The organism is Maribacter litoralis, assembly GCF_003075045.1.
GTDB classification, from domain to species: Bacteria; Bacteroidota; Bacteroidia; order Flavobacteriales; family Flavobacteriaceae; genus Maribacter; species Maribacter litoralis.
On sequence record NZ_QCZD01000001.1, the window covers coordinates 1,276,741 to 1,297,887 of the forward strand.

Below are 21,147 nucleotides of genomic sequence, written 5' to 3' on the forward strand. Positions count from 1 at the left end.
TGTTGAAAATATAGCAGTTAATATCCGATTTAAATATTTAAATACCAAAAATGGAACGCTTTTTGAAATAACAATTCAAAATAAAAACTCAAACCAAAAATTATAACATTATGAAAAAATTAAATTTATTTCTAGGAGCACTTGCAACTCTTTTTTTTATCTCTTGTGAAGGACCACAAGGACCTCAAGGATTTGACGGTTTCGATGGGGCGGATGGTGCAGACGGAGAAGATGGAATTAATATATTAGGACAAGTAGTTGATATACAAGGAACTTTCAACTTAGATAATGATTACTCTATCTTTTATGAATTTCCTCAGACTATAGAAGTTTTTGAGACCGATGTGGTACTAGTATATATGCTCTGGGAAGAAACCGAAGATAGCAATGGTGAACCTGTGGATATTTGGAGATTGATGCCTCAAACCAGAATTTTAGACCAAGGGCTACTTCAATATAATTATGATTATACATTTTTTGACGTAAGTATATTTTTAGAGTCAGATTTTGACCTATCTACCTTACAGCCCGGAGATACAGATGACCAAGTATTTAGAATTGCCGTATTACCAGCTGAATCTACCACTGGCAAATTAGATACTTCTAACATTAATTCCGTAATGGCACATTTAGGCGTAAGCGAAGAAAATATTGAGAAAGTCACAATAGAATAACACCCTTAAGAATTGACCTATTTAAGCAAAAGCCTTTGATTTTAAAATCAGAGGCTTTTTTTGTACTTTATTAAAACCTTAACCCAAAAAGTCTCGTAAATAGCATACTTTGAAAGGAATACTTAAAATCATCGACAGAACTAAAAAAAATAATATGAAACTAAATTTTGCATTGGCACTTTTAATACTATTTGTAAGCTGCAAGGGTAATTCTCAAAAGAAAGAGATGAGCACTACCGAGATAAGTAAAGAAAAAAAAGAATTTCCCGTTCAAAAAAGTAACAGCGAATGGAAAAAAGAATTGAGCGATGCCGAATATTACGTGCTTCGTGAAGCGGCCACAGAAAACCCTTTTACCAGTGACCTTTTAAAGAATAAAGAAGAAGGAACGTATGTTTGTGCCGCTTGCGCAACCCCGTTATTTAAAAGTTATACAAAGTTTGATTCAGGTACCGGATGGCCAAGTTTTTACGAAGAGATCAAAGGCAATGTTGCTTATGATGTAGATTACAAAATTGGATACAAAAGAACAGAAGAACATTGTGCTACTTGTGGCGGCCATTTAGGTCATGTTTTTGAAGACGGACCAGATCCTACAGGTTTACGTCATTGTATAAATGGTGTTGCTTTAGATTTTGTACCTGCCGGATAACTATTACCAAGTAACGTTTCACAAATAAAAGAGGTCTTTTAGACCTCTTTTATGTTTCTAAAACCCTTATACTAAATACTAAAGCTACCTTAGTAAAATATCACAATTTCAGATTAAAGGTCATATTTTAAAAACCTACAAATAATTTGATAAAGGTTTTGTATTTTTGCACCTCAATTAAAACTACAAAAAATCAAAATATGAGCACTTTCGATATTATCGTTTTAGGTAGTGGTCCAGGTGGATATGTTACCGCTATTAGGGCTGCACAATTAGGTTTTAAGACTGCCATTATAGAAAAAGAAAGTCTAGGGGGCGTTTGCTTAAATTGGGGTTGTATACCTACTAAAGCCTTATTGAAATCTGCACAGGTATTCCAATACTTGCAACATGCAGAAGATTACGGTTTAAAAGTGAAAGGTGCTGATAAGGATTTTGATGCTGTGGTAAAAAGAAGCCGTGGTGTTGCCGACGGAATGAGCAAAGGTGTTCAATTCTTAATGAAGAAGAACAAAATTGAAGTTATAAAAGGTTACGGTACTCTAAAGGCCGGAAAGAAAGTTTCCGTAAAAGCCGAAGATGGTTCTACAACTGAATACAGCGCTAGCAATATTATCATTGCAACAGGTGCTAGAAGTCGTGAGTTACCTAGTTTACCACAAGATGGCAAGAAAATTATCGGGTATAGAGAGGCCATGACCTTGGACAAACAACCAAAGAAAATGATCGTGGTTGGTAGTGGTGCTATCGGTATTGAGTTTGCTTATTTCTACAACTCAATGGGAACCGAGGTTACCGTTGTTGAATACCTGCCAAATATTGTACCCGTTGAAGATGAAGACGTATCTAAACAATTGGAAAGAAGTTTCAAAAAAGCAGGTGTTAAGGTAATGACCTCTGCAGAAGTTACTTCGGTTGATACTTCTGGAGATGGCGTTAAGGCTACCGTTAAAACGGCTAAAGGAGAAAAAGTTCTTGAAGCCGATATCGTTCTTTCTGCCGTAGGTATTAAAACTAATATAGAAAATATAGGATTGGAAGATGTTGGTATCGCAACTGACCGTGATAAAATTTTGGTAAATGATTATTACCAAACCAATATACCTGGATACTATGCCATTGGTGATGTTACACCAGGACCTGCACTTGCACACGTTGCATCTGCAGAAGGTATTTTGTGTGTTGAAAAATTAGCGGATATGCATGTTGAGCCATTGGATTATGGAAATATACCTGGTTGTACCTATTGCTCTCCTGAGGTTGCCTCTGTTGGTTTGACCGAAAAGCAGGCCAAAGAACAAGGTTTTGACATTAAAGTCGGTAAATTTCCTTTCTCAGCAAGTGGCAAGGCAAAAGCATCGGGTGCATCTGACGGATTCGTAAAGGTAATATTTGATGCCAAGTACGGTGAGTGGTTAGGTTGCCATATGATCGGTGCAGGTGTAACAGATATGATCGCTGAAGCCGTTCTTGGTCGTAAATTGGAAACTACAGGTCATGAAGTATTAAAAGCAATACACCCACACCCAACCATGAGTGAAGCTGTTATGGAAGCAGTTGCAGCAGCTTATGATGAGGTTATTCATTTATAATTTAGATTAAATAATATATAGCATGTTAAAATTATTTCGAGCAACGGCAATTTTAGAAGGAATCTCCTATTTGGCGTTGTTCGGGGTAACCATGCCATTAAAATATTGGGCAGAAATACCAGAACCCAATAAATACGTTGGCTTCGCTCACGGAGTACTTTTTATCGCCTTTATAGCACTTACGCTTATAGTTGGCTTTACCCACAAATGGTCATTTAAAAAAGTTTTTATTTTCGGTATAGCCTCACTTCTACCCTTTGCAACATTCTACGTTGAAGAAAAATATTTAAGATCCGAAGATAACGCTTAAGTTTATTCTTCTATTTCAGTTGTTAGCTGATAAATATTACCATCAAAAGAACATATATACAACTCATTATCAGCATCGATACCAAATGATGAAATAGCTAAATCGGTATCTATAATCAATGTATTGTTACCGCTATCATCTAAAGCCCAGATTCTGCCTGAGACAAAATCTCCATACACATACAAGCCTTGTAATGACAGTAAGTTGTTTCCCCTATACACATAACCGCCGGTAACAGACCTATCATTTTCTTCATGCCCATATTCATAAAGGGGTGCAATTGTATTCGTAGTATCACAATCTTCTTCAAGGTAGCATGATGTCCCTTCAAGAATATTCCAACCGTAGTTTCCTCCTTTTTCGATAAGATTAATTTCTTCTTTCTCTCCTTGACCAACGTCACCAGCCCAAATAGTATTGGTAGATGTATCAAAACTAAATCTCCATGGGTTTCTTAATCCGTAGGCATAAATTTCTCCTCTGGCATTATCAACGTCTACAAACGGATTATCTGTAGGAATAGCATAGTTCAATCCGGCATTGGTCGTATTAACATCTATTCGTAGTATTTTACCCAAAAGATTTTCTAAATTCTGTGCATTACCGTCGGGGTCACCAGAGCCACCTCCATCACCAGATGCTATGTATAAATAACCATCCGGACCAAAAGCCAACTGTCCACCATTATGATTGGTTGCAGGCTGCGGAATTTCCAATAAAACAGTTTCACTAGATGTATCGACCATATTAACATCGGTTTCAGAAACTTTAAAGCGAGACACCACTGCCAATTGTTCACTTGGCGTATAGGTGACATATAAAAAACCGTTGGTGTTGTAATCAGGATGAAAAGCCAAACCCAACAACCCTAATTCACTTGCTGTTGCAGTTTTATTTGAAATATCCAAAAAAGTTGTTACCTCTTCAACATCAGCATCATTATTGAATACTTTAATAACACCATCTTTTTCAACTACAAAAAGTCTGTTGCTAGTATCACTTGGAGACTGTAGATCTAAAGGGTTGGAAAAACCTAAATTTGAAAAAGCATTGGTAACCGTCACTACACCCACGGAATCGATAGGTGCATTTGGGTTTGGAGTCAGTGCTAAATCATCTTCATCGCTACAAGAAATATATAGTAACGAAGCAATACCCAATACTAAAAATGCAATTCTTTTCATAACAACGTGTTTTGTTGTTATTTACGAAAATGGATAAAAACTAGATGTTAAAAATTTTATTGAGTTAAAATAAAAAACTTTCAATGGCCAAGTCATAACTTTTTAAACCGAAGCCTAAAATTATACCACTAGCTGCAGGAGATATGTAAGAAACATGCCTAAACTCCTCCCGTTTATGGGTATTAGAAATATGAACCTCTATTACGGGAGTTTCTACTGCTTTTACCGCATCACCAATACCTACCGAAGTGTGGGTGTATGCTGCAGCATTAAGCACAATACCATCATAACTAAAACCGGTTTCCTGAATTTTAGAAATAAGCTCACCTTCTATGTTAGATTGAAAATACTCCAATTCAACATCTTTAAACTTGAACTGTAGTTTTGAAAAGTAGTCTTCAAAGGTTTGAGAACCGTATACCTCTGGTTCTCTCTTACCCAAAAGATTTAAGTTAGGACCGTTAATTATGATAATTTTCATATATCAAAAATAACGAATGTTACTTAACAATTAATAAGAAATTACATAAGTGTATAAATGCTTAATTCAATAGCGCGATTAACGACGCGTTCTATATTTAGGTTCAAAATTGAAAACGATGCCCAACGTAAAAGTAGACCAAGTAGTTTCATCGATATCTATACCTGTGTAAGACACATTTACCTCAACACTAGAACTCATTAAATAGGCAAGTGTAGGTCTATAATATAATCCACCTTCGTTACCATCATTAATACCAACGGCATAACCAACATTACCGCCAAAAGAAAAATAATTTGATGTCCAAAAACGAACACCTGCCGATAAGGGCATAAATTGTACAGCTTGTTGTTCTTCCCTTACAATTGTAGTTTGAAATGTTTCGGCAAAACCGTGAATATAACCTACCGCAGGACCTATATCTACAACTTCACCTAACGGATACATATATGAGAAATCTGCACCGAGCACAACACTTACCGCTTCATTATAATCATCTATTGGCAAGCCTGCCTGTATACCGAATTTGAACCCTTCTTGAGCAAAAATTCCGATTGAAAAAAATGACACTATTAAAAATGTAACTAATTTGTTCATAGGTTGGTTGGTTTATTCATCCCAAAAATAAAGGTAAGACCAAGCTAAAAGGCATCTTTGTTGTGAATACCCGTAAAATAGTTGTACATGGTACTTTTAGAAAGGTTTCATAAATCTCAAATAAACAGAAACCATCTACTAACGCACAAAAAAAGGGAAGCACAGCTTCCCTTTTTAATATTCAAACATTAAAGTTTTTACTCAATTACATACCTAACACCGATACCAAAAGCACCTACTTCATTTCCAAGAATATCACCAAGACCTATGAACGGTCTCCAATCAAAAGAAAACGCCAATGGTACATCATTAATTTTGTAATCTAAACCAACTACGGGTCTTAAGGCTATTTCAGTACTAAAATCCCTAATGAATAAAATTGACGGGCCCCCACCGGCAAACCACTGCAAACCATCTGCGCCAGAAAAAGCACCATGATACTCATAAAGCGCAGTTATTGTTGTCAACCCCGTTTCAAACATAACTTCTGCCTGACCTGCATGCTCTTCCGCAAAGAAGTACTTAGCACTTGGACCAACCAAGGTTGCCCCCGAAAATAAATCTAAGCCCAAACCAGCTGCAAATGTGTAATCTGATTGCGCATTAGAAATGTTTGAACCTAAAAATACCGCTGCTACTAAAAATAATAGTTTTTTCATTTTGTTGTTTTTAATGTACTTGATTTAATAAAAGATTGATTGTTTTAATTGGACATTTGACTATTCGCCCATGTTTAAGTTTAACACTGTAAAAGTAGAAATTTAACAAATAAATTCATCTACCAAAAAACCAGTATTTCTACCATTTATACAATATTCACTACAGAATTAATGTATTCTTTATCTTTAAGCAATGAATTGGAAACATGCCCTGAAAGATTACACGACTTACCTTAAACTGGAACGTGGACTATCTAAAAATTCGATTTTAAGTTATACTAGGGATATTGAAAAACTTATGTCGTTTCTAGAGTCGAACGACATCAACACTTCCCCTATTAAAATAGATAAACTTACAGTTCAACAATTTATATATGAGATTGCCAAAGTGGTCAACCCCAGATCACAGGCACGAATCATATCTGGTTTAAAAAGTTTTTTTGGCTATTTAATTTTTGAGGACTACCGAAAAGACAATCCGTTAGATTTAATCGAATCGCCAAAAATAGGACGTAAACTACCCGATACCCTTTCTGAAACTGAAATAGATAATTTAATAAATGCAATTGACCTAAGCACACCTGAAGGAGAAAGAAACAGAGCGATGCTAGAGACATTATATGGTTGCGGCCTAAGAGTTTCTGAACTTATAGGCTTAAAAATATCTGACCTATTTTTTGAGGAAGATTTTATTAAAGTTACCGGTAAGGGAGATAAACAAAGATTTGTACCCATAAGCAAGGTAAACAAAAAATACATTGATATTTATAGAAACGAAATTAGGGTACATTTAAATATTCAAGAAGGTTTTCAAGATATCCTTTTTCTTAACCGACGTGGCAAACAACTTACCAGAGCAATGATATTTACTATTGTAAAGAATTTAGCGGTCTCCATCGGTTTACAAAAAAATATTAGTCCGCATACCTTTAGACATTCCTTTGCTACACATTTACTTGAAAACGGTGCCGATCTTAGAGCTATACAGCAAATGCTGGGTCACGAGAGTATCACTACTACAGAAATTTATATGCATGTAGACCGTTCGCACTTAGCAGAGGTTATGAATACGTATCACCCTAGAACAAATCATTAAAAATACTTTACTCCGTTACATAGTCGGCGTCATTATAATTTCAGAATATTGGTTAATAACAATCTAATCTTTAAACTGACTGTAATCTCTATTATACGGGCGAATAATCAATCGTGCCTCACGATCAAACCTGATATAATTATAAACCCAATTAATAAAAACGACCATTCTATTTCTGAAACCTATAAGGAAAAACAAGTGTACGAACATCCAAACAAACCAGGCAAACACACCTTGAAACCTAAATTTCTTTATATCGCAAACTGCTTTATTACGACCAATAGTGGCCATGCTGCCTTTATCATTATATACAAAAGGTTTCAATGGCTTATTATCAATTAGCCTAACTAAATTTTCGCCCAATAATTTCCCCTGTTGAATGGCTGGTTGCGCTACCATAGGATGCCCACGAGGATTATCTTCGGTTGCCATGCAAGCTATATCGCCAATAGCAAATATCTCTGGATGCCCAATAACTTGATTGAACTCGTTGACATTAACCCTGTTACCACCTGCAATAACACCTTCACCATCCAATCCTTTAATACCTGCTCCTTTTACACCTGCAGCCCATACTACTGCGGCAGAATCGAATTTTAAATCGGTCAGAGTACTTACCGTTTTTCCATTATAACCGGTTACACGAACGCCTTTCCAAACCTGAACTCCCAGCTTCTCTAAAAAGTCTTCTGCTTTTTTTGATGCCTGCGGACTAAAACCGGGCAATAAACAATCGCCACCCTGTACCAAATTAATTTGGGCTCTCCTCGTATCTAAATCTGGGTAGTCTTTTGGTAAAATACCTTTCTTAATTTCAGCCAAGGCACCTGCAAGCTCCACACCTGTTGGTCCGCCTCCTACAATTACAAAATTCATTAAAGCATCTCGCTCATGATAAACATCGGTAAGCAACGCTTGTTCAAAATTTTCTAAGATTAGACTACGAAGATTCAATGATTGCGGTATCGATTTCATTGCGACGGCATGCTTCTCGATCTCTGCATTACCAAAGAAATTAGTTTCTGATCCCGTTGCTACCACAAGATAATCGTAAGTAATATCACCAATAGAAGTATTCACCTTTTTACTTGCAGCATCTATATGCTTTACTTCCGCCAGACGAAAATAAAAATTATCATACCCGATTAACACTTTACGCAGTGGGTAAGCAATAGAATCGGGCTCTAAACCGCCTGTAGACACCTGATATAAAAGAGGTTGAAAGGTATGGTAATTGTTCTTATCTATAAGTACAACTTGTACTTCTTGTTTACTTAGTTTTTTAGCTAGAGAAACTCCGCCAAAACCACCACCTATAATTACAATTCTAGGATAGCTCGAGAGTGGTATGTTCATAGTATTTTACTTAATCACAAAATTAAACAAATGGATTTCTACTTTAAAATAATAATGTGTTTTTAGTATCTTTAAACTCTAACTCAAACAAAAACCAATATGCGTAAAACCCTTATTTTACTGGCAGTACTAGGTACTTCAGTTTTATCGATGAATGCTCAAAAGAGCGAAAAAGATATTCTTAAAAAATTAGAGCAAAAAAGTGACGAATATGGAAATATAGCTCAAAATATTTGGGAATTCGCAGAAATGGGATACCAAGAAGAAAAGAGCTCATCGCTGTTACAACAAACTTTAAAAAATGCAGGGTTTACAATTAAAACCGGAGTTGCAGGTATACCAACTGCTTTTGTAGCGGAATACGGCAGCGGCAGCCCCGTTATTGCCATTTTGGGCGAGTATGATGCTTTACCGGGTTTATCTCAAAAAGCAGTCGCCGAGAAAGAATCTGCCGGAGCAGCTGCTGGTCATGCATGTGGGCATCACTTATTTGGTACTGCCTCTACAGCGGCAGCAATTTCAACAAAAGAATGGTTAGAGGCCAACAAGTCAAAAGGTACCATTCGATTTTATGGCACACCGGCCGAAGAAGGTGGATCGGGCAAAGTGTATATGGTTCGCGAGGGTCTGTTCAATGATGTCGATATAGCGCTCCACTGGCACCCTGGGTCTCAAAATGCGGCCAGCGCAGGTGCTGCCTTGGCCAACAAATCGGCAAAATTTAGATTCTACGGCATTTCTGCCCATGCAGCCGGTTCTCCCGAGAAAGGACGTTCAGCTTTAGACGGAGTAGAAGCTATGAATCTAATGATCAATATGATGCGCGAGCACATACCGCAAGAGGCAAGAATTCACTACGTAATTACGGCCGGTGGAAAAGCACCCAACGTAGTTCCCGATTTTGCAGAGGTATACTACTATGCACGTCATAACCGACGTGATGTTGTTATCGATATTTTTGACAGAATGGTAAAAGCGGCAGAAGGTGCAGCTTTGGGCACAGGCACTACTATGGATTATGAGATGATCGGTGGCACCCATGAATTGTTACCCAACCTAACACTACAAAAATTAATGCACGATAACCTTTCTGAAGTCGGCGGTATTGAATATACCGATGAAGAAAAAGCATTTGCAGACAAAATTGCGGTTACTTTAGGTCAAGAAAAAGCCGACTTGGCAACTGCAAAAGATATTCAGCCTTATAAAACTGAAGCTAGAGCTTACGGTTCTACGGATGTTGGCGATGTTAGCTTTACGGTACCTACAGTAGGTTTTGGTACAGCTACGTGGGTTCCTGGCACACCTGCCCATAGCTGGCAAGCGGTTGCCGCAGGTGGAACTTCCATTGGTAGAAAAGGGATGATGGTCGCTGCAAAAACCCTAACGAAAACCGCAATAGACCTATTCAAGGATAAAAAACTGGTTGAAACAGCAAAAGAAGAGTTCATTGAAAAGAGAGGTGCAGATTTTGAGTATATTCCGCTTTTAGGCGATAGAGCTCCTGCTCTTGATTATAGAAAATAATTTTTTATTTCATAGATTTAAAGGTGCCATGGTATAACATGGCACTTTTTTTATGTCTTTATAAGGTATATTGTAACAAATAGAACTTTTTGTAGACTAACATCGTAAGAACAGCCAACCAAGAGTGAATAAAGAACTTGAACACAAATTTGTGACCGAGCTACAGGACAATCAAAACATTGTCCATAAAGTGTGTACCCTGTATACAAATGACCGCGATTCTCACAACGACTTGTTTCAAGAAATTACTATTCAATTATGGAAAGCATACCCTAAGTTTAGAGGCGATGCAAAATTTAGTACTTGGATGTATCGGGTAGCATTGAACACTGCTATTACGTTATATAGAAAACAAAAAAGAAGAATTGATACGGCCGACTATGAATCTGTAATTTTTAAAATTAAGGCCGACGAATATGACGAAACCGAAGAATTGCAATTAAAACTGATGTACAAAGCAGTAAAGCAATTAAATGATGTTGACAAGGCTTTGGTATTTTTATATCTAGAAGATAAAAATTATACCGAAATTTCTGAAACATTGGGTATTTCAGAAGTAAATGCACGGGTTAAAATGAACCGTATCAAAACAAAATTAAGAACCATTTTGAATCCATAGGCGTATGACGGATGAACTGGAATTATTAAAGAAAGACTGGCAAAAGAAGGAATTTGATGTTCCTAAACTAAGCTATGACGAGATACATAAAATGATTTGGAAGAAATCTTCCTCTATAGTTAGGTGGATTCTTATTATCAGTATATTGGAATTTACCGTTCCGCACCTACTATATCTTTTACCATCAATGCGTGAGGGAATGGAAATTTATGACAATATAGGGGTCTCTAAATATTTGGTGATACTTTCTGGCTTCACCTATTTAATAGCCTTCTATTTTATTTTTCAGTTTTATAAAAGATTTAAGGAAATTTCCGTTTTGGATAATTCTAAAAACTTGATGAAGAAAATAATTAAGACCAGAAAAACGGTTAAGTATTACGTTATTTTTTCATTATCCATGATAATGGTTACCATAATTATAATGGTAATAGGTGTCTATCTAAATGATAACATTGTTAACGCTTTCCCAGAGTTAAAAGATAGCCTTGCCAACATTTCCCCTGAAAAGTTGAAAATTACCATTATGATGTCCATAGGTATTTTTGGAGTTATCTTAACCTTGATAATGGGCGGAATTTATTTTCTGCTTTACGGACTCTTACTTAGAAAACTAAAACAGAATTACAGTGAATTACGTAATCTAACTATTTAAGAAGGCTTCCATTTACGTTGTTTGTTCTCTTCTTCAATATCTAACAAATCTTTCTTAGAGATAACTTTTAAGAACGATGGGTGCTGTTCAATAGCATATTCCAGCTTTTCTATAATGGATTCTGTAGATTCATTTTCATAATCTATATCCAATGGTTCTTTGATAACCATAGATTGTAATATGCCTTTCTTTTTAACGCGAAGTCCCTTTTTATCAAAAGAACGTCTAAATCCGTCAATAACAACAGGTACTACAACCGGTTTATATTTCTTAATGATATGGGCGGTACCTTTACGTAAAGGTTTCCAAGGCGTGGTAGTTCCCTGTGGAAAAGTAATAACCCATCCGTCGTTGAGAGCTTTACCAATACTAGAAATATCGCTCATTTTAACTTGTCTCTTGACGTCTTTACCTTCTGATCGCCAAGTACGCTCAACGCTCACCGATCCTGCATAGGCCATAATCTTGGTCAAAAGACTTTTTCTCATGGTCTCGGCAGCGGCTACATAATACATATTCAACTTTGGCTGCCATATATACCCCAAGTTTTTAATAGAATCTTCACGACCACTTAAACTTGCATTAAAAACATGGAACATTGCTACTACATCTGCAAAGTATGTTTGATGGTTACTAACGAACAATACGTTTTTATCGGGTAAACTTCTAATTACATCAGACCCCTCTATTTCTAACGTATTGAAGCGCTTATATCGTTGATGCGATAGCACGGCCAAAATACGAATCAGCCATTTTTTAATGAATAAGTTATGCCCAAAAGGGTTTTTATCAAATAATCCCATAGAATGCTAAAATAAATAAATATGCCTTACAACACCTGCTTTAATAACTCTTTAATCTCATTCAACATCATCGCCGTAGCTCCCCATACAATGTAACCGTTTAATTCAAAGGCAGGTACTTCTATATCAACAGCGTAAGATGTTGTCATTTTTTTGGAAACGACCAATGCATCATCCAAGAAATCCGACACCGGCACTTCTAGAATCAATTCAACTTCAGAATCTTGTTTTACAAATGGCTTTGGGTTTCTATATAACCCAATAAATGGTTGCACTATAAAATTACTGGGCGGTATAAATATTTCTGATATTTCCTTGACTACAGTAATGTCTTTTGGTGCTACCCCAACCTCTTCATACGTTTCGCGCAATGCCGTTGTTAAAAGTCCGTCATCGGTCAGTTCCGCTTTTCCACCAGGAAAAGCAACTTGATTAGAATGTACGCCTTTATATGTCTTACGCAAAATCAACAGCAAGTTTGTACCCATACCCTGTGTTGGATAGAACAAAGCCATTACCCCTGCCTTTCTAGGATTTTTCTTTGCCACATTAATACGCTGTAACTCGTCTAAACGGCTTTCTGGTGCCATTTTATACTGCGAAGCTTCTCCCGGTAGCGGTAGATCCTTTATTTTTGATATTCGTTGTTCAAAAAATTTAAAATTCATGCGTTTACTAAAATTCTATACTTTTTTATTCTTAGCAATTTTTGCATTGGCGAGCTGCAAAGATACTTCTAAGAAAGTTGATAGTACAACTACAGAAAAAGAGTCGAAGCCAGACTCCACAAAAATTAAGGAAAAAAAAGTTGTTGAAAATGAAGAGGAGGAAAATTTTGAACTTGACGAGGACAATGCAATCGATTTCTTTTTCAATTACGAGAAAACATTGACCGCCAATAAGGTTAAAATTACAACTGGTTTAGGAAGTTTTACTGTGGAGCTTTATGAAAATGTACCTTATCATAGAGCAAATTTCATATACCTTACCGAGCAGGGCTATTTTGATAAAACCCAATTTCATAGAGTAGTTAAAAACTTTATTATTCAAGGAGGAAATTCGGATGATGCGAAAACCGCAAGAAAAAGATTAAAAATTGGTCGTTATTTATTACCACCGGATACTAGAAAAGGCCATAAACATCATAGAGGCACCATTTCAATGCCCAGTAGTGAAATGGACAACCCCCATAAACTGGCATCGCCATATGAATTTTTCATTGTCGTTACCGACCCTGGATCTTACCATTTAGATGATAATTACACGCCTTTTGGCAGAGTTATTGAAGGTATGGATGTGGTTGACAAAATCAATAATGTACCCGTTGAAAAAGGAGATTGGCCAATGAGAAATGTTTACATTGAAAAAGCTGAAGTAATAGAATAATTATTATCGGTCTAAATTCTAAGTTCTGCCTTTATAAATATTGGGGAGTGAAATTTTAAAACGTACCGCCAGAACACGCATAATTATTATGGTGATAATGGCCATAGAGTATGCTATGGTATCATTAATAGGAAATTGAATCAACACAAAATACACCAAACCACCTAGTATACATACAGTGGCATAAATTTCCTTTCTAAAAATTACCGGGATCTCATTACAGAGTATATCTCTAATTACACCACCAAAACAGGCAGTAATAGTACCTAGGGCAATACACATTACAGGTAATAATTCTGCTGCCAAACCTTTTTCGACACCTACCATGGTGTATAAGCCTATACCTATGGTATCGAATAAAAAAAGTGATTTTCTAACGTATTTAAGCTGCTTCACAAAAAATATCGCCAGCAAAACCGTAGCTACAATAACGAGTAAATGTACTGGTGCATTTAGCCATCCTACAGGTTTAATCCCTATCAACAAATCACGCAAAGTTCCTCCACCTACCGCGGTTACAAATGCAATGATCAGAACACCGAATACATCCAACCTTTTATCCATGGCTACCAATACCCCAGAAATGGCAAAGGCAATGGTACCTAAAATATCAATAATGTAATAAAACATTGGCTATATCTTTTGCGTAAAGTAATTATAGTCTTTTAAAACCGTATCTAAGTACGCAATATCGTACAATTCTGAGTTGGTCTGCAAGATACTTTCCACTTTATCCCTAAGCGCCTTTAAAGTTTTAAAGTCATTACTCTTTTTAGCAATACCAAAAGTTTCTTTAATGAGTCTAACATCTTTATCGGTCAGCAAAGTAACATTCATAAATTGAGGCACGTAGGCATCTTCTACATCTTCTAAAATAGTATGGGTAACCTTTGTTTTATTTTTGGTACTAATAACTACTGTGCCTGCCGCTGCATCACCTAATCTTTGTTTTTTCTCGGAAAACAAAATGGTCAGTATACCTATCGACCCTAAAAAAATCCAAATATCAACCAATCTTAACATCCATCTTATTAAATAATTGCTCCAATGTACTGGTGAGCCATCAACCTTTACCACTCGCATTTTCATAAGCATTTTACCAACGGTTCTACCATTAAAAATGATATGCATTAAAAGCGTATAAAACATTGCCGGTAAAGAAATTAAGGCTACCAGACCTCTCTGTGTCCAACCATCTGTATAAATATATCCTATGGCATCGCCTACGAAATTTACCAAGATAAAATAGAGATACAGTATAAATGCATCAATAAAAAATGCCACAATTCTTTCACCAATACTAACAATAGTATAATTAAGGTTAACATTTTGCGTTGTATTGATTTGAAGGTTATTCATTTAATCTTAAATTTAACAAGGTAAATATAGTTTATGCGCGAAGCTGCTTTTGTAAAGCAAAATAAGGAAAAATGGATAGCTTTTGAAAAAGCTATTAACCTAGGTGCTTCAACAGATCCAGATGAACTTGCCAATGGTTATATTCAATTGACCAATGATCTGGCATACGCGCAAACGTATTACGCAGAAAGTAAGACTTTATTGTATTTGAACGAACTTGCTTCTATTGCACACCAAAAAATCTACAAGAACAAAAAAGAAAGTAAAAATCGTATTCTAAGTTTTTGGATTACCGAATTCCCCTTATTTTTTAGACAGTACCATAAAACCTTGGGCTTTGCTTTTTTAATTTTTATCATAGCTTCTGCCATTGGTGCTTTATCCGCTATTAACGATGCTACCTTTGTAAGGCTAATTTTAGGCGATGCCTATGTAAACGAAACTCTAAACAATATTGCTAACGGAGACCCCGCAGCAATCTATAAGGGTGGCAGCGAAATAGGATCTTTTTTAGGTATTACCATAAATAATATTAGAGTTGCGTTTTTAGCTTTTGCCTTTGGGGTAATAACCAGTATTGGTACCGCATACATTTTGTTTACGAACGGAGTTATGCTTGGTGCATTTATTACATTTTTTTATACAAAAGGAGTCTTCTTTGAAGCTAATAAGCAAATTTGGTTACATGGTACCATAGAAATTTCTGTAATCATTATCGCTGGATGTGCAGGGTTGATTATGGGAAATAGTATTCTTTTCCCCAAAACATACGCTAGGCGATTATCTTTTATGAAGGGCGCAAAAGACGGACTTAAAGTTGTGGTTAGTACCATACCATTTTTTATCATTGCCGGATTTATTGAAGGCTTTATTACACGGTATACCAATATGCCCAATTGGTTGGCATTTCTAATAATTGGTGCATCATTATTCTTGATTATATTTTATTACATAGCATACCCCATATTATTTAATACCAAACATGAAAAACAATTACATACCGTTAAAGGTCAACCGTGAATTTGGAGGAATAATCTCTGTCTATTTCGATTTTTTTAAACAGAATATTAAAAATTTTACCAATGTTTTTATAAGCTACAATGGTATTTTCTTAATAGGACTTTTAATAACCAGCTATTTATTGGTATCTGGTTTTATAGGCATGATCGCACAAGAATCTGGGCAAAGTCCGTTTGCCGAAAATATAGGCAATGAACAAGAATATTTTATTTACCTGGGTATAGGAGGGTTTTTATTCTTTGTTATTTTTTTAGGCGTTGCCTTTTTGAATTATTCTCTTTCGACTAGTTATATGATCAAATATGTAGAAACCAAAGATTCTAACGTGGACAAAAAAGATGTTTGGCAGTACGCTAAAAGTCAATTTGGAAATGTTCTGCTATTTGTTCTATTACTAATACCTATTTACATGGTATATTTTATTATCGCAGTAATTTTAGCCATTATTCCGCTATTGGGCTTTTTTGCCCAATATATTGTTCAATTCTTTTTAACGGCATGGGTGGGTGTTTCTTTTTTTGATATGCTGGCAAATAAGAAAGGAGTTACCGAAGCGTTAGGAGAAGGTTGGAAACTGGTAACAGGTAGTTTTTGGAAATCTATTGGTGTAAACTTTATTTTAGGTTTACTGTTGGGTCTGTTATTAATGGTCGCTTTAATTATACCCGGTATTATAATAGGGGTGTATACTTTTCATGTTGTAGAGAACGATGTAGATTATACAAACTCTATTGTTTCAACAATTGTGTACACTTTAGGGTTATCGATTTTCTTGATTATAGCAGTATACGGGCAATGCCTTTCTCAATTTATCAATGGCATTTTATATTATGCCTTACATGAAAAAACATATAATGAAAACACTAGGGCAAAAATTGAACAAATAGGACAAAACGATTAATTTGAGGCTAACATTTACTTATATTTTCTTTTTGTTGATGACCTTTGGTTCATTTGCTCAACTTAAAACGGATAGTATCGTTAAAACCGATACATCATCTGTTTTGGTATACAGAGACATTGAGGAAGACCTCACAAAGAAGTATACTGGCGATGAATTTAATTACACCTATAAAACGGGAGAATCGCAAAATTTACTAGCACGATTTTTAAACTGGGTTGGTGAAGGTTTGTTTGAGGTATTCGGTATCACATTGCCTCCAAATGTACTTCAACTTTTAGAGTATCTTATTTATATTTTACTTGGCATTTTAGCCATTTACCTCATCGTTAAATTTCTCATCAATGAAAATTTTAGCGCACTTTTTCAAACTAAGGCAAAAACATTGAACGATATCAACCTAACCGAAGAACATATTGAAGGTGTTGATATAAGTAAATTATTAAACGATGCCGTTTCCAAAAAAGACTATAGACTAGCGGTGCGTTATCAGTTTTTGCTAACACTTCAAAAACTATCAAAAAAAGATATTATCGATTGGCACTTTGATAAGACCAATACCGACTATTTAAATGAGATTGAACAACCACAGTTAAAACTAGGTTTTAAAAAAATAGCATATCTATATGATTATATATGGTATGGAGAACAAGCCATTGATGGTAATAAGTACAATTTGTCGGTCTTAGATTTTGACGAGATCAACAAACTAATTCAATCGTAACTTGGGAAAGCGTTCTAAAATAATACTCGGACTTTTGATTGCGGTACTTATTGGTATCATCGTAACAGAAATAGTACGTCCAAGACCCATTAATTGGAGTCCATCTTACACGATGACAGCAAAAATTCCATTTGGGTGTTACGTACTTTTCAACGAGCTGACCGCTATTTTTCCTAGTAGCGAAATAGAAACGGCAGACCGAAGTATTTACGATGTGCTAGTTGAAAGGGATTCTTTAAAAGCCACAAATTATATTTTAATCAATGATTTCATTTATTTAGATGAACAGGAAACAAATCAAATTTTAAATTTTGTAAGTGAAGGTAATCAGGTATTCATAGCCACTAGCAACCTTACCGGAAAGCTCGCAGATACTTTAAATATTACCATAGACCAGCAATATGATATAAAAGAAGATTCCATTAAGGTTACATTTACAAATAAAAAATTTAAGCACCCAGAGTTCTATTTTGAAAGAGGGGTCAACCCAGCATATTTGACCAGTATTGATACTTTGAATACAGAGTTATTAGGTCATATACATGTTAAAAGCTCTACCTTATTAAATAATAAACCACAGGAAATAAAAATAAGACCTAACTTTATTAAAACCACTTTTGGTAAAGGGAATTTTATCATCAACTCCTTGCCCGCCGCATACACAAACTATTATTTATTGAGTGACAATATAGATTACAGTAGTCAAAGTTTCTCGTATTTACAGGACAGAGCACTAATATGGGACGATTATAAAAAATCTGGACGAAAAGTAATTACCTCACCAATGCGATTCGTATTAAATCAACCTGCATTAAAATGGAGTTATTACCTTACCATAACCGGTTTATTACTCTTTGTTATTTTTAAGGCCAAAAGAGAACAACGCATTATACCGGTAATTAAACCATTAGAAAATTCTTCGGTTGAATTTGCCAAAACCGTGGGTTCTTTATATCATCAAAAAAAGGATTACACCAATCTTAACCATAAAAAAATCACCTATTTCCTTACGCATATTAGAAACCGGTTCTACGTTAACACTACTGTGCTAGATGAAAAATTCATAGCCCAAGTAAGTGCTAAAGCAGGTAAATCTATAGAGGAAACCAAAGACCTTTTTGAATTGATTTTAAGTCTCAAAAATAAACCTTTACATTCTGAGCAAGATGCTATAATCCTTGCCAAGAAAATAAACACATTTAAACAATCTTATGGAAGATAATACACAAGACGAACAACAGGTAGCATTCAATTCTAGGATTGATCTTACCAAACTTCAAGATTCCGTAGCCAAGGTCAAAACCGAATTGGGCAAAGTCATTATAGGTCAGCAAGAAATGATCGAACTTTTGATCGTTTCCATTTTAGCCAATGGCCACTCGCTTATTGAAGGCGTGCCAGGTGTTGCCAAAACCGTTACCGCAAAACTATTGGCAAAAACCATGAACGTAGATTTTAGTAGAATACAGTTTACCCCGGATCTAATGCCGAGCGATATTCTTGGAACATCTATTTTCAATGTAAAAACATCTGAATTTGAATTCAAAAAAGGACCTATTTTTTCCAATATCATTTTGATAGATGAAATTAATAGAGCTCCAGCAAAAACACAGGCAGCTCTTTTTGAAGCTATGGCAGAACGTCAAATTACCATTGATGGCAATGCATTTGACATGCAACCGCCATTTTTGGTTTTTGCCACACAAAACCCCGTTGAACAAGAAGGCACATATAGACTGCCCGAAGCTCAATTAGATCGTTTTCTGTTTAAAATAAAGGTTCACTACCCTACTTTGGAAGAAGAAGTACAGATACTAGAAAACAAACATCAGCAAAAAAATAACAATGTTGAATCGCTCATAGACACTATTCTTTCGGCAGAACAAATTGCTTCTTACCAACAGGTCATTAAGGATATTGTTGTAGAAGATAATTTAATAAAATACATCGCCGCCATCGTCAACAATACCAGAACAAATGCCAATCTTTACCTAGGGGCGTCACCTAGAGCCTCTATTGCCATTCTAGATGCATCTAAAGCCGTAGCCGCTATCAATGGAAGGGATTTTATTACCCCAGATGATATCAAAAAGGTTGTAGCACCAATATTATGCCATAGAATTATTCTGACCCCAGAACGTGAAATGGAAGGCTATACGGCAGAAAAAATGATTAAAGATTTGATTCAAACTATAGAAATTCCAAGATAGAATTCCGTGAAAAAGGTTTTTAAAAATATATTTCTACAAAAAAGATTTTTTCTGGTTTTATCGGGAATCGTCTTGTGTTTTCTAGTATCCTATATTTTTGAAAATATCGCATATATTCCTAAACTACTTTTTTATCTCTTTTTAGCCCTTTTAATTGTAGATGTAATTTTACTTTTTTTATCCAAAGGACAGATTATTGCGAAAAGAATTGTTACCGATAAACTTTCTAATGGTGATGAAAATGCCATTAAAATAGAAGTTACCAATCAGTATTTATTTCCTAGTCAAATAAATATCATAGATGAACTTCCTTTTCAGTTTCAAAAGAGAGATTTCAACTTTAAGAGCTTATTAAAACCTGGAGAACAAAAATTATACACCTATACTGTAAGACCTGTAGAAAGAGGCGTTTATAGTTTTGGAAATTTAAATGTATTCGCCATATCGCCAATTGGTCTATTGTCTAAAAAATATACTTTTGATGAGGGTAAGGAAGTTCCGGTTTACCCCTCTTTTTTACAACTTCGTAAATACGATCTTTTAGCATTTAGTAACCGCTTACTGGAATTCGGTATAAAAAAAATTCGGCGTATTGGTCATACGATGGAGTTTGAACAGATCAAAGACTATATACAAGGTGATGATATTAGAAACATAAATTGGAAGGCGACCGCAAAAAGAGGTCAGTTAATGGTCAATCAATTTCAAGATGAAAAATCGCAACCTATTTATTCCGTAATAGATAAAGGCAGGGTTATGAAAATGCCTTTTAACTCACTTAGTCTGCTAGATTATGCCATAAATGCCACTCTAGTCATTAGCAGCATAGCTCTGAAAAAAAATGATAAGGTGGGTTTATTCTCTTTTAGCAATAAAATAGAAAATAGGGTTGTCGCTGAACGTAGAAGCTCGCAAATGAATCTCATATTGGAGACACTCTACAACCTTAAAACAAATTTTGTTGAGAGTGATTTTAGTAGATTGTACATAGACGTAAAAAGGAACCTACCTCAAAGAAGTCTTTTGTTGTTATATACCAATTTCGAAACTTTAGACGCTCTTCATCGTCAACTCCCATATTTGCAAGCTATAGCCAAACATCATTTATTGGTTGTAATATTCTTTGAGAACTCAGAACTGGTATCATATGCAAAGGATAAACCTAACAATACATTAGAAGTTTTTGAACAGGCAATTGCAGAAAAATTTATTTATGAAAAACAATTGGTGGTCAACGAACTTAAAAAGTATGGCATACAGACCATACTGACCAAGCCAGAAGATTTAACCATCAATACTATAAACAAGTATTTAGAGATAAAGGCAAAAGGTCTTATATAGT

At 35.5% G+C, this 21,147-nt stretch carries 24 protein-coding genes; 15 read left to right on the plus strand and 9 right to left on the minus strand.

All coding sequences use genetic code 11. The features are described from left to right. Positions 1-110 precede the first annotated feature (110 nt). The 4 genes from DCS95_RS05765 to DCS95_RS05780 all read left to right on the plus strand — a co-directional run bounded on the left by DCS95_RS05765 (position 111) and on the right by DCS95_RS05780 (position 3,228). Entirely contained in the window at positions 111-674 is a 564-nt protein-coding gene (locus DCS95_RS05765) for a collagen-like triple helix repeat-containing protein (protein WP_116769828.1), read from the plus strand. Between the two features lie 154 nt (positions 675-828). Further along, positions 829-1,326, plus strand: a complete 498-nt coding sequence (msrB, locus tag DCS95_RS05770) for a peptide-methionine (R)-S-oxide reductase MsrB (RefSeq protein WP_116769829.1) — start codon at positions 829-831, stop codon at positions 1,324-1,326. Between the two features lie 200 nt (positions 1,327-1,526). Then, entirely contained in the window at positions 1,527-2,918 is a 1,392-nt protein-coding gene (lpdA, locus tag DCS95_RS05775) for a dihydrolipoyl dehydrogenase (protein ID WP_116769830.1), read from the plus strand. A gap of 22 nt (positions 2,919-2,940) precedes the next feature. Continuing rightward, complete coding sequence (locus DCS95_RS05780; RefSeq protein ID WP_116769831.1) at positions 2,941-3,228, plus strand: DUF3817 domain-containing protein; 288 nt, start codon at positions 2,941-2,943, stop codon at positions 3,226-3,228. Positions 3,229-3,230: 2 nt separating this feature from the next. Here the strand turns inward: DCS95_RS05780 and DCS95_RS05785 are convergent, their stop codons facing one another. From DCS95_RS05785 to DCS95_RS05800, 4 genes are all read right to left on the minus strand, one after another. Next, positions 3,231-4,412, minus strand: coding sequence for a PQQ-dependent sugar dehydrogenase (locus tag DCS95_RS05785; protein ID WP_116769832.1), 1,182 nt, complete (start codon positions 4,410-4,412; stop codon positions 3,231-3,233). A gap of 64 nt (positions 4,413-4,476) precedes the next feature. Further along, a complete protein-coding gene (gene aroQ, locus DCS95_RS05790; protein WP_116769833.1) occupies positions 4,477-4,893 on the minus strand; it encodes a type II 3-dehydroquinate dehydratase in 417 nt (138 codons plus the stop codon). Positions 4,894-4,971: 78 nt separating this feature from the next. Beyond that, a complete protein-coding gene (locus DCS95_RS05795; RefSeq protein ID WP_116769834.1) occupies positions 4,972-5,490 on the minus strand; it encodes an outer membrane beta-barrel protein in 519 nt (172 codons plus the stop codon). A gap of 197 nt (positions 5,491-5,687) precedes the next feature. After that, positions 5,688-6,149: a hypothetical protein gene (locus DCS95_RS05800; RefSeq protein WP_116769835.1), complete on the minus strand. Its 462-nt coding sequence runs from the start codon at positions 6,147-6,149 to the stop codon at positions 5,688-5,690. A gap of 193 nt (positions 6,150-6,342) precedes the next feature. Here DCS95_RS05800 and xerD point away from each other — a divergent pair, with 193 nt between their 5' ends. Beyond that, complete coding sequence (gene xerD / locus DCS95_RS05805; RefSeq protein WP_116769836.1) at positions 6,343-7,245, plus strand: site-specific tyrosine recombinase XerD; 903 nt, start codon at positions 6,343-6,345, stop codon at positions 7,243-7,245. A gap of 63 nt (positions 7,246-7,308) precedes the next feature. On the opposite strand, the gene DCS95_RS05810 is transcribed toward xerD, so the two are convergent. After that, positions 7,309-8,601 carry an NAD(P)/FAD-dependent oxidoreductase gene (locus DCS95_RS05810; protein ID WP_116769837.1) on the minus strand — a complete coding sequence of 431 codons (1,293 nt, stop codon included), beginning with the start codon at positions 8,599-8,601 and terminating at the stop codon, positions 7,309-7,311. 150 nt (positions 8,602-8,751) lie between these two features. On the opposite strand from DCS95_RS05810, the gene DCS95_RS05815 reads away from it, so the two are divergent. The 3 genes from DCS95_RS05815 to DCS95_RS05825 all read left to right on the plus strand — a co-directional run bounded on the left by DCS95_RS05815 (position 8,752) and on the right by DCS95_RS05825 (position 11,402). After that, entirely contained in the window at positions 8,752-10,128 is a 1,377-nt protein-coding gene (locus DCS95_RS05815) for an amidohydrolase (RefSeq protein ID WP_425269154.1), read from the plus strand. Positions 10,129-10,252: 124 nt separating this feature from the next. Next, on the plus strand, positions 10,253-10,747 hold the full coding sequence (locus DCS95_RS05820) for an RNA polymerase sigma factor (RefSeq protein ID WP_058105740.1): 495 nt from the start codon (positions 10,253-10,255) through the stop codon (positions 10,745-10,747). Between the two features lie 4 nt (positions 10,748-10,751). After that, the gene (locus DCS95_RS05825) at positions 10,752-11,402 is read left to right on the plus strand and encodes a hypothetical protein (RefSeq protein ID WP_116769839.1); all 651 of its coding nucleotides are present in this window, start codon (positions 10,752-10,754) and stop codon (positions 11,400-11,402) included. Here the strand turns inward: DCS95_RS05825 and DCS95_RS05830 are convergent. Then, a complete protein-coding gene (locus DCS95_RS05830) occupies positions 11,399-12,205 on the minus strand; it encodes a lysophospholipid acyltransferase family protein (RefSeq protein WP_116769840.1) in 807 nt (268 codons plus the stop codon). The genes DCS95_RS05825 and DCS95_RS05830 overlap by 4 nt on opposite strands. Positions 12,206-12,231: 26 nt before the next feature. After that, positions 12,232-12,873 (minus strand): NUDIX hydrolase, encoded by a 642-nt coding sequence (locus DCS95_RS05835; protein WP_116769841.1) that lies wholly within the window; start codon positions 12,871-12,873, stop codon positions 12,232-12,234. Here DCS95_RS05835 and DCS95_RS05840 point away from each other — a divergent pair. Next, the gene (locus tag DCS95_RS05840; RefSeq protein ID WP_116769842.1) at positions 12,872-13,591 is read left to right on the plus strand and encodes a peptidylprolyl isomerase; all 720 of its coding nucleotides are present in this window, start codon (positions 12,872-12,874) and stop codon (positions 13,589-13,591) included. The two genes, DCS95_RS05835 and DCS95_RS05840, sit on opposite strands and share 2 nt — an antisense overlap. Before the next feature lie 18 nt (positions 13,592-13,609). Here DCS95_RS05840 and DCS95_RS05845 read toward each other — a convergent pair whose 3' ends face one another. Both DCS95_RS05845 and DCS95_RS05850 read right to left on the minus strand, forming a co-directional pair. Further along, on the minus strand, positions 13,610-14,221 hold the full coding sequence (locus tag DCS95_RS05845; RefSeq protein WP_116769843.1) for a trimeric intracellular cation channel family protein: 612 nt from the start codon (positions 14,219-14,221) through the stop codon (positions 13,610-13,612). 3 nt (positions 14,222-14,224) lie between these two features. After that, positions 14,225-14,950, minus strand: coding sequence for an RDD family protein (locus DCS95_RS05850; protein WP_116769844.1), 726 nt, complete (start codon positions 14,948-14,950; stop codon positions 14,225-14,227). Positions 14,951-14,983: 33 nt separating this feature from the next. Between DCS95_RS05850 and DCS95_RS05855 the strand changes: the two genes are divergently transcribed. The 6 genes from DCS95_RS05855 to DCS95_RS05880 are packed head-to-tail and all read left to right on the plus strand — an operon-like array spanning position 14,984 to position 21,146. Next, positions 14,984-15,970 carry a stage II sporulation protein M gene (locus DCS95_RS05855; RefSeq protein WP_116769845.1) on the plus strand — a complete coding sequence of 329 codons (987 nt, stop codon included), beginning with the start codon at positions 14,984-14,986 and terminating at the stop codon, positions 15,968-15,970. Continuing rightward, positions 15,933-16,871: a hypothetical protein gene (locus DCS95_RS05860; RefSeq protein WP_116769846.1), complete on the plus strand. Its 939-nt coding sequence runs from the start codon at positions 15,933-15,935 to the stop codon at positions 16,869-16,871. The genes DCS95_RS05855 and DCS95_RS05860 overlap by 38 nt, the downstream gene beginning before the upstream one ends. Position 16,872: 1 nt before the next feature. After that, complete coding sequence (locus tag DCS95_RS05865; protein ID WP_164674130.1) at positions 16,873-17,595, plus strand: hypothetical protein; 723 nt, start codon at positions 16,873-16,875, stop codon at positions 17,593-17,595. 1 nt (position 17,596) lies between these two features. Next, positions 17,597-18,817, plus strand: a complete 1,221-nt coding sequence (locus tag DCS95_RS05870; protein ID WP_116769848.1) for a DUF4350 domain-containing protein — start codon at positions 17,597-17,599, stop codon at positions 18,815-18,817. Beyond that, positions 18,807-19,805, plus strand: a complete 999-nt coding sequence (locus DCS95_RS05875) for an AAA family ATPase (protein WP_116769849.1) — start codon at positions 18,807-18,809, stop codon at positions 19,803-19,805. Before DCS95_RS05870 ends, DCS95_RS05875 begins: the two co-directional genes overlap by 11 nt. A gap of 6 nt (positions 19,806-19,811) precedes the next feature. Beyond that, positions 19,812-21,146: a DUF58 domain-containing protein gene (locus DCS95_RS05880; protein ID WP_116769850.1), complete on the plus strand. Its 1,335-nt coding sequence runs from the start codon at positions 19,812-19,814 to the stop codon at positions 21,144-21,146. The last annotated feature ends 1 nt before the right edge of the window (position 21,147 follow it).

What these genes read in the sequence shown, in the direction of transcription:
- DCS95_RS05875 (WP_116769849.1), top strand. Translation starts at nt 18,807, where the DNA reads ATGGAAGATAATACACAAGACGAACAACAGGTAGCATTCAATTCTAGG.
- xerD (WP_116769836.1), top strand. Translation starts at nt 6,343, where the DNA reads ATGAATTGGAAACATGCCCTGAAAGATTACACGACTTACCTTAAACTG.
- DCS95_RS05825 (WP_116769839.1), top strand. Translation starts at nt 10,752, where the DNA reads ATGACGGATGAACTGGAATTATTAAAGAAAGACTGGCAAAAGAAGGAA.
- DCS95_RS05810 (WP_116769837.1), bottom strand. Translation starts at nt 8,601, where the DNA reads ATGAACATACCACTCTCGAGCTATCCTAGAATTGTAATTATAGGTGGT.
- DCS95_RS05850 (WP_116769844.1), bottom strand. Translation starts at nt 14,950, where the DNA reads ATGAATAACCTTCAAATCAATACAACGCAAAATGTTAACCTTAATTAT.
- DCS95_RS05815 (WP_425269154.1), top strand. Translation starts at nt 8,752, where the DNA reads ATGAATGCTCAAAAGAGCGAAAAAGATATTCTTAAAAAATTAGAGCAA.
- DCS95_RS05830 (WP_116769840.1), bottom strand. Translation starts at nt 12,205, where the DNA reads ATGGGATTATTTGATAAAAACCCTTTTGGGCATAACTTATTCATTAAA.
- DCS95_RS05795 (WP_116769834.1), bottom strand. Translation starts at nt 5,490, where the DNA reads ATGAACAAATTAGTTACATTTTTAATAGTGTCATTTTTTTCAATCGGA.
- DCS95_RS05800 (WP_116769835.1), bottom strand. Translation starts at nt 6,149, where the DNA reads ATGAAAAAACTATTATTTTTAGTAGCAGCGGTATTTTTAGGTTCAAAC.
- DCS95_RS05785 (WP_116769832.1), bottom strand. Translation starts at nt 4,412, where the DNA reads ATGAAAAGAATTGCATTTTTAGTATTGGGTATTGCTTCGTTACTATAT.
- DCS95_RS05780 (WP_116769831.1), top strand. Translation starts at nt 2,941, where the DNA reads ATGTTAAAATTATTTCGAGCAACGGCAATTTTAGAAGGAATCTCCTAT.
- DCS95_RS05860 (WP_116769846.1), top strand. Translation starts at nt 15,933, where the DNA reads ATGAAAAACAATTACATACCGTTAAAGGTCAACCGTGAATTTGGAGGA.
- DCS95_RS05855 (WP_116769845.1), top strand. Translation starts at nt 14,984, where the DNA reads ATGCGCGAAGCTGCTTTTGTAAAGCAAAATAAGGAAAAATGGATAGCT.
- DCS95_RS05765 (WP_116769828.1), top strand. Translation starts at nt 111, where the DNA reads ATGAAAAAATTAAATTTATTTCTAGGAGCACTTGCAACTCTTTTTTTT.
- aroQ (WP_116769833.1), bottom strand. Translation starts at nt 4,893, where the DNA reads ATGAAAATTATCATAATTAACGGTCCTAACTTAAATCTTTTGGGTAAG.
- lpdA (WP_116769830.1), top strand. Translation starts at nt 1,527, where the DNA reads ATGAGCACTTTCGATATTATCGTTTTAGGTAGTGGTCCAGGTGGATAT.
- DCS95_RS05835 (WP_116769841.1), bottom strand. Translation starts at nt 12,873, where the DNA reads ATGAATTTTAAATTTTTTGAACAACGAATATCAAAAATAAAGGATCTA.
- msrB (WP_116769829.1), top strand. Translation starts at nt 829, where the DNA reads ATGAAACTAAATTTTGCATTGGCACTTTTAATACTATTTGTAAGCTGC.
- DCS95_RS05840 (WP_116769842.1), top strand. Translation starts at nt 12,872, where the DNA reads ATGCGTTTACTAAAATTCTATACTTTTTTATTCTTAGCAATTTTTGCA.
- DCS95_RS05845 (WP_116769843.1), bottom strand. Translation starts at nt 14,221, where the DNA reads ATGTTTTATTACATTATTGATATTTTAGGTACCATTGCCTTTGCCATT.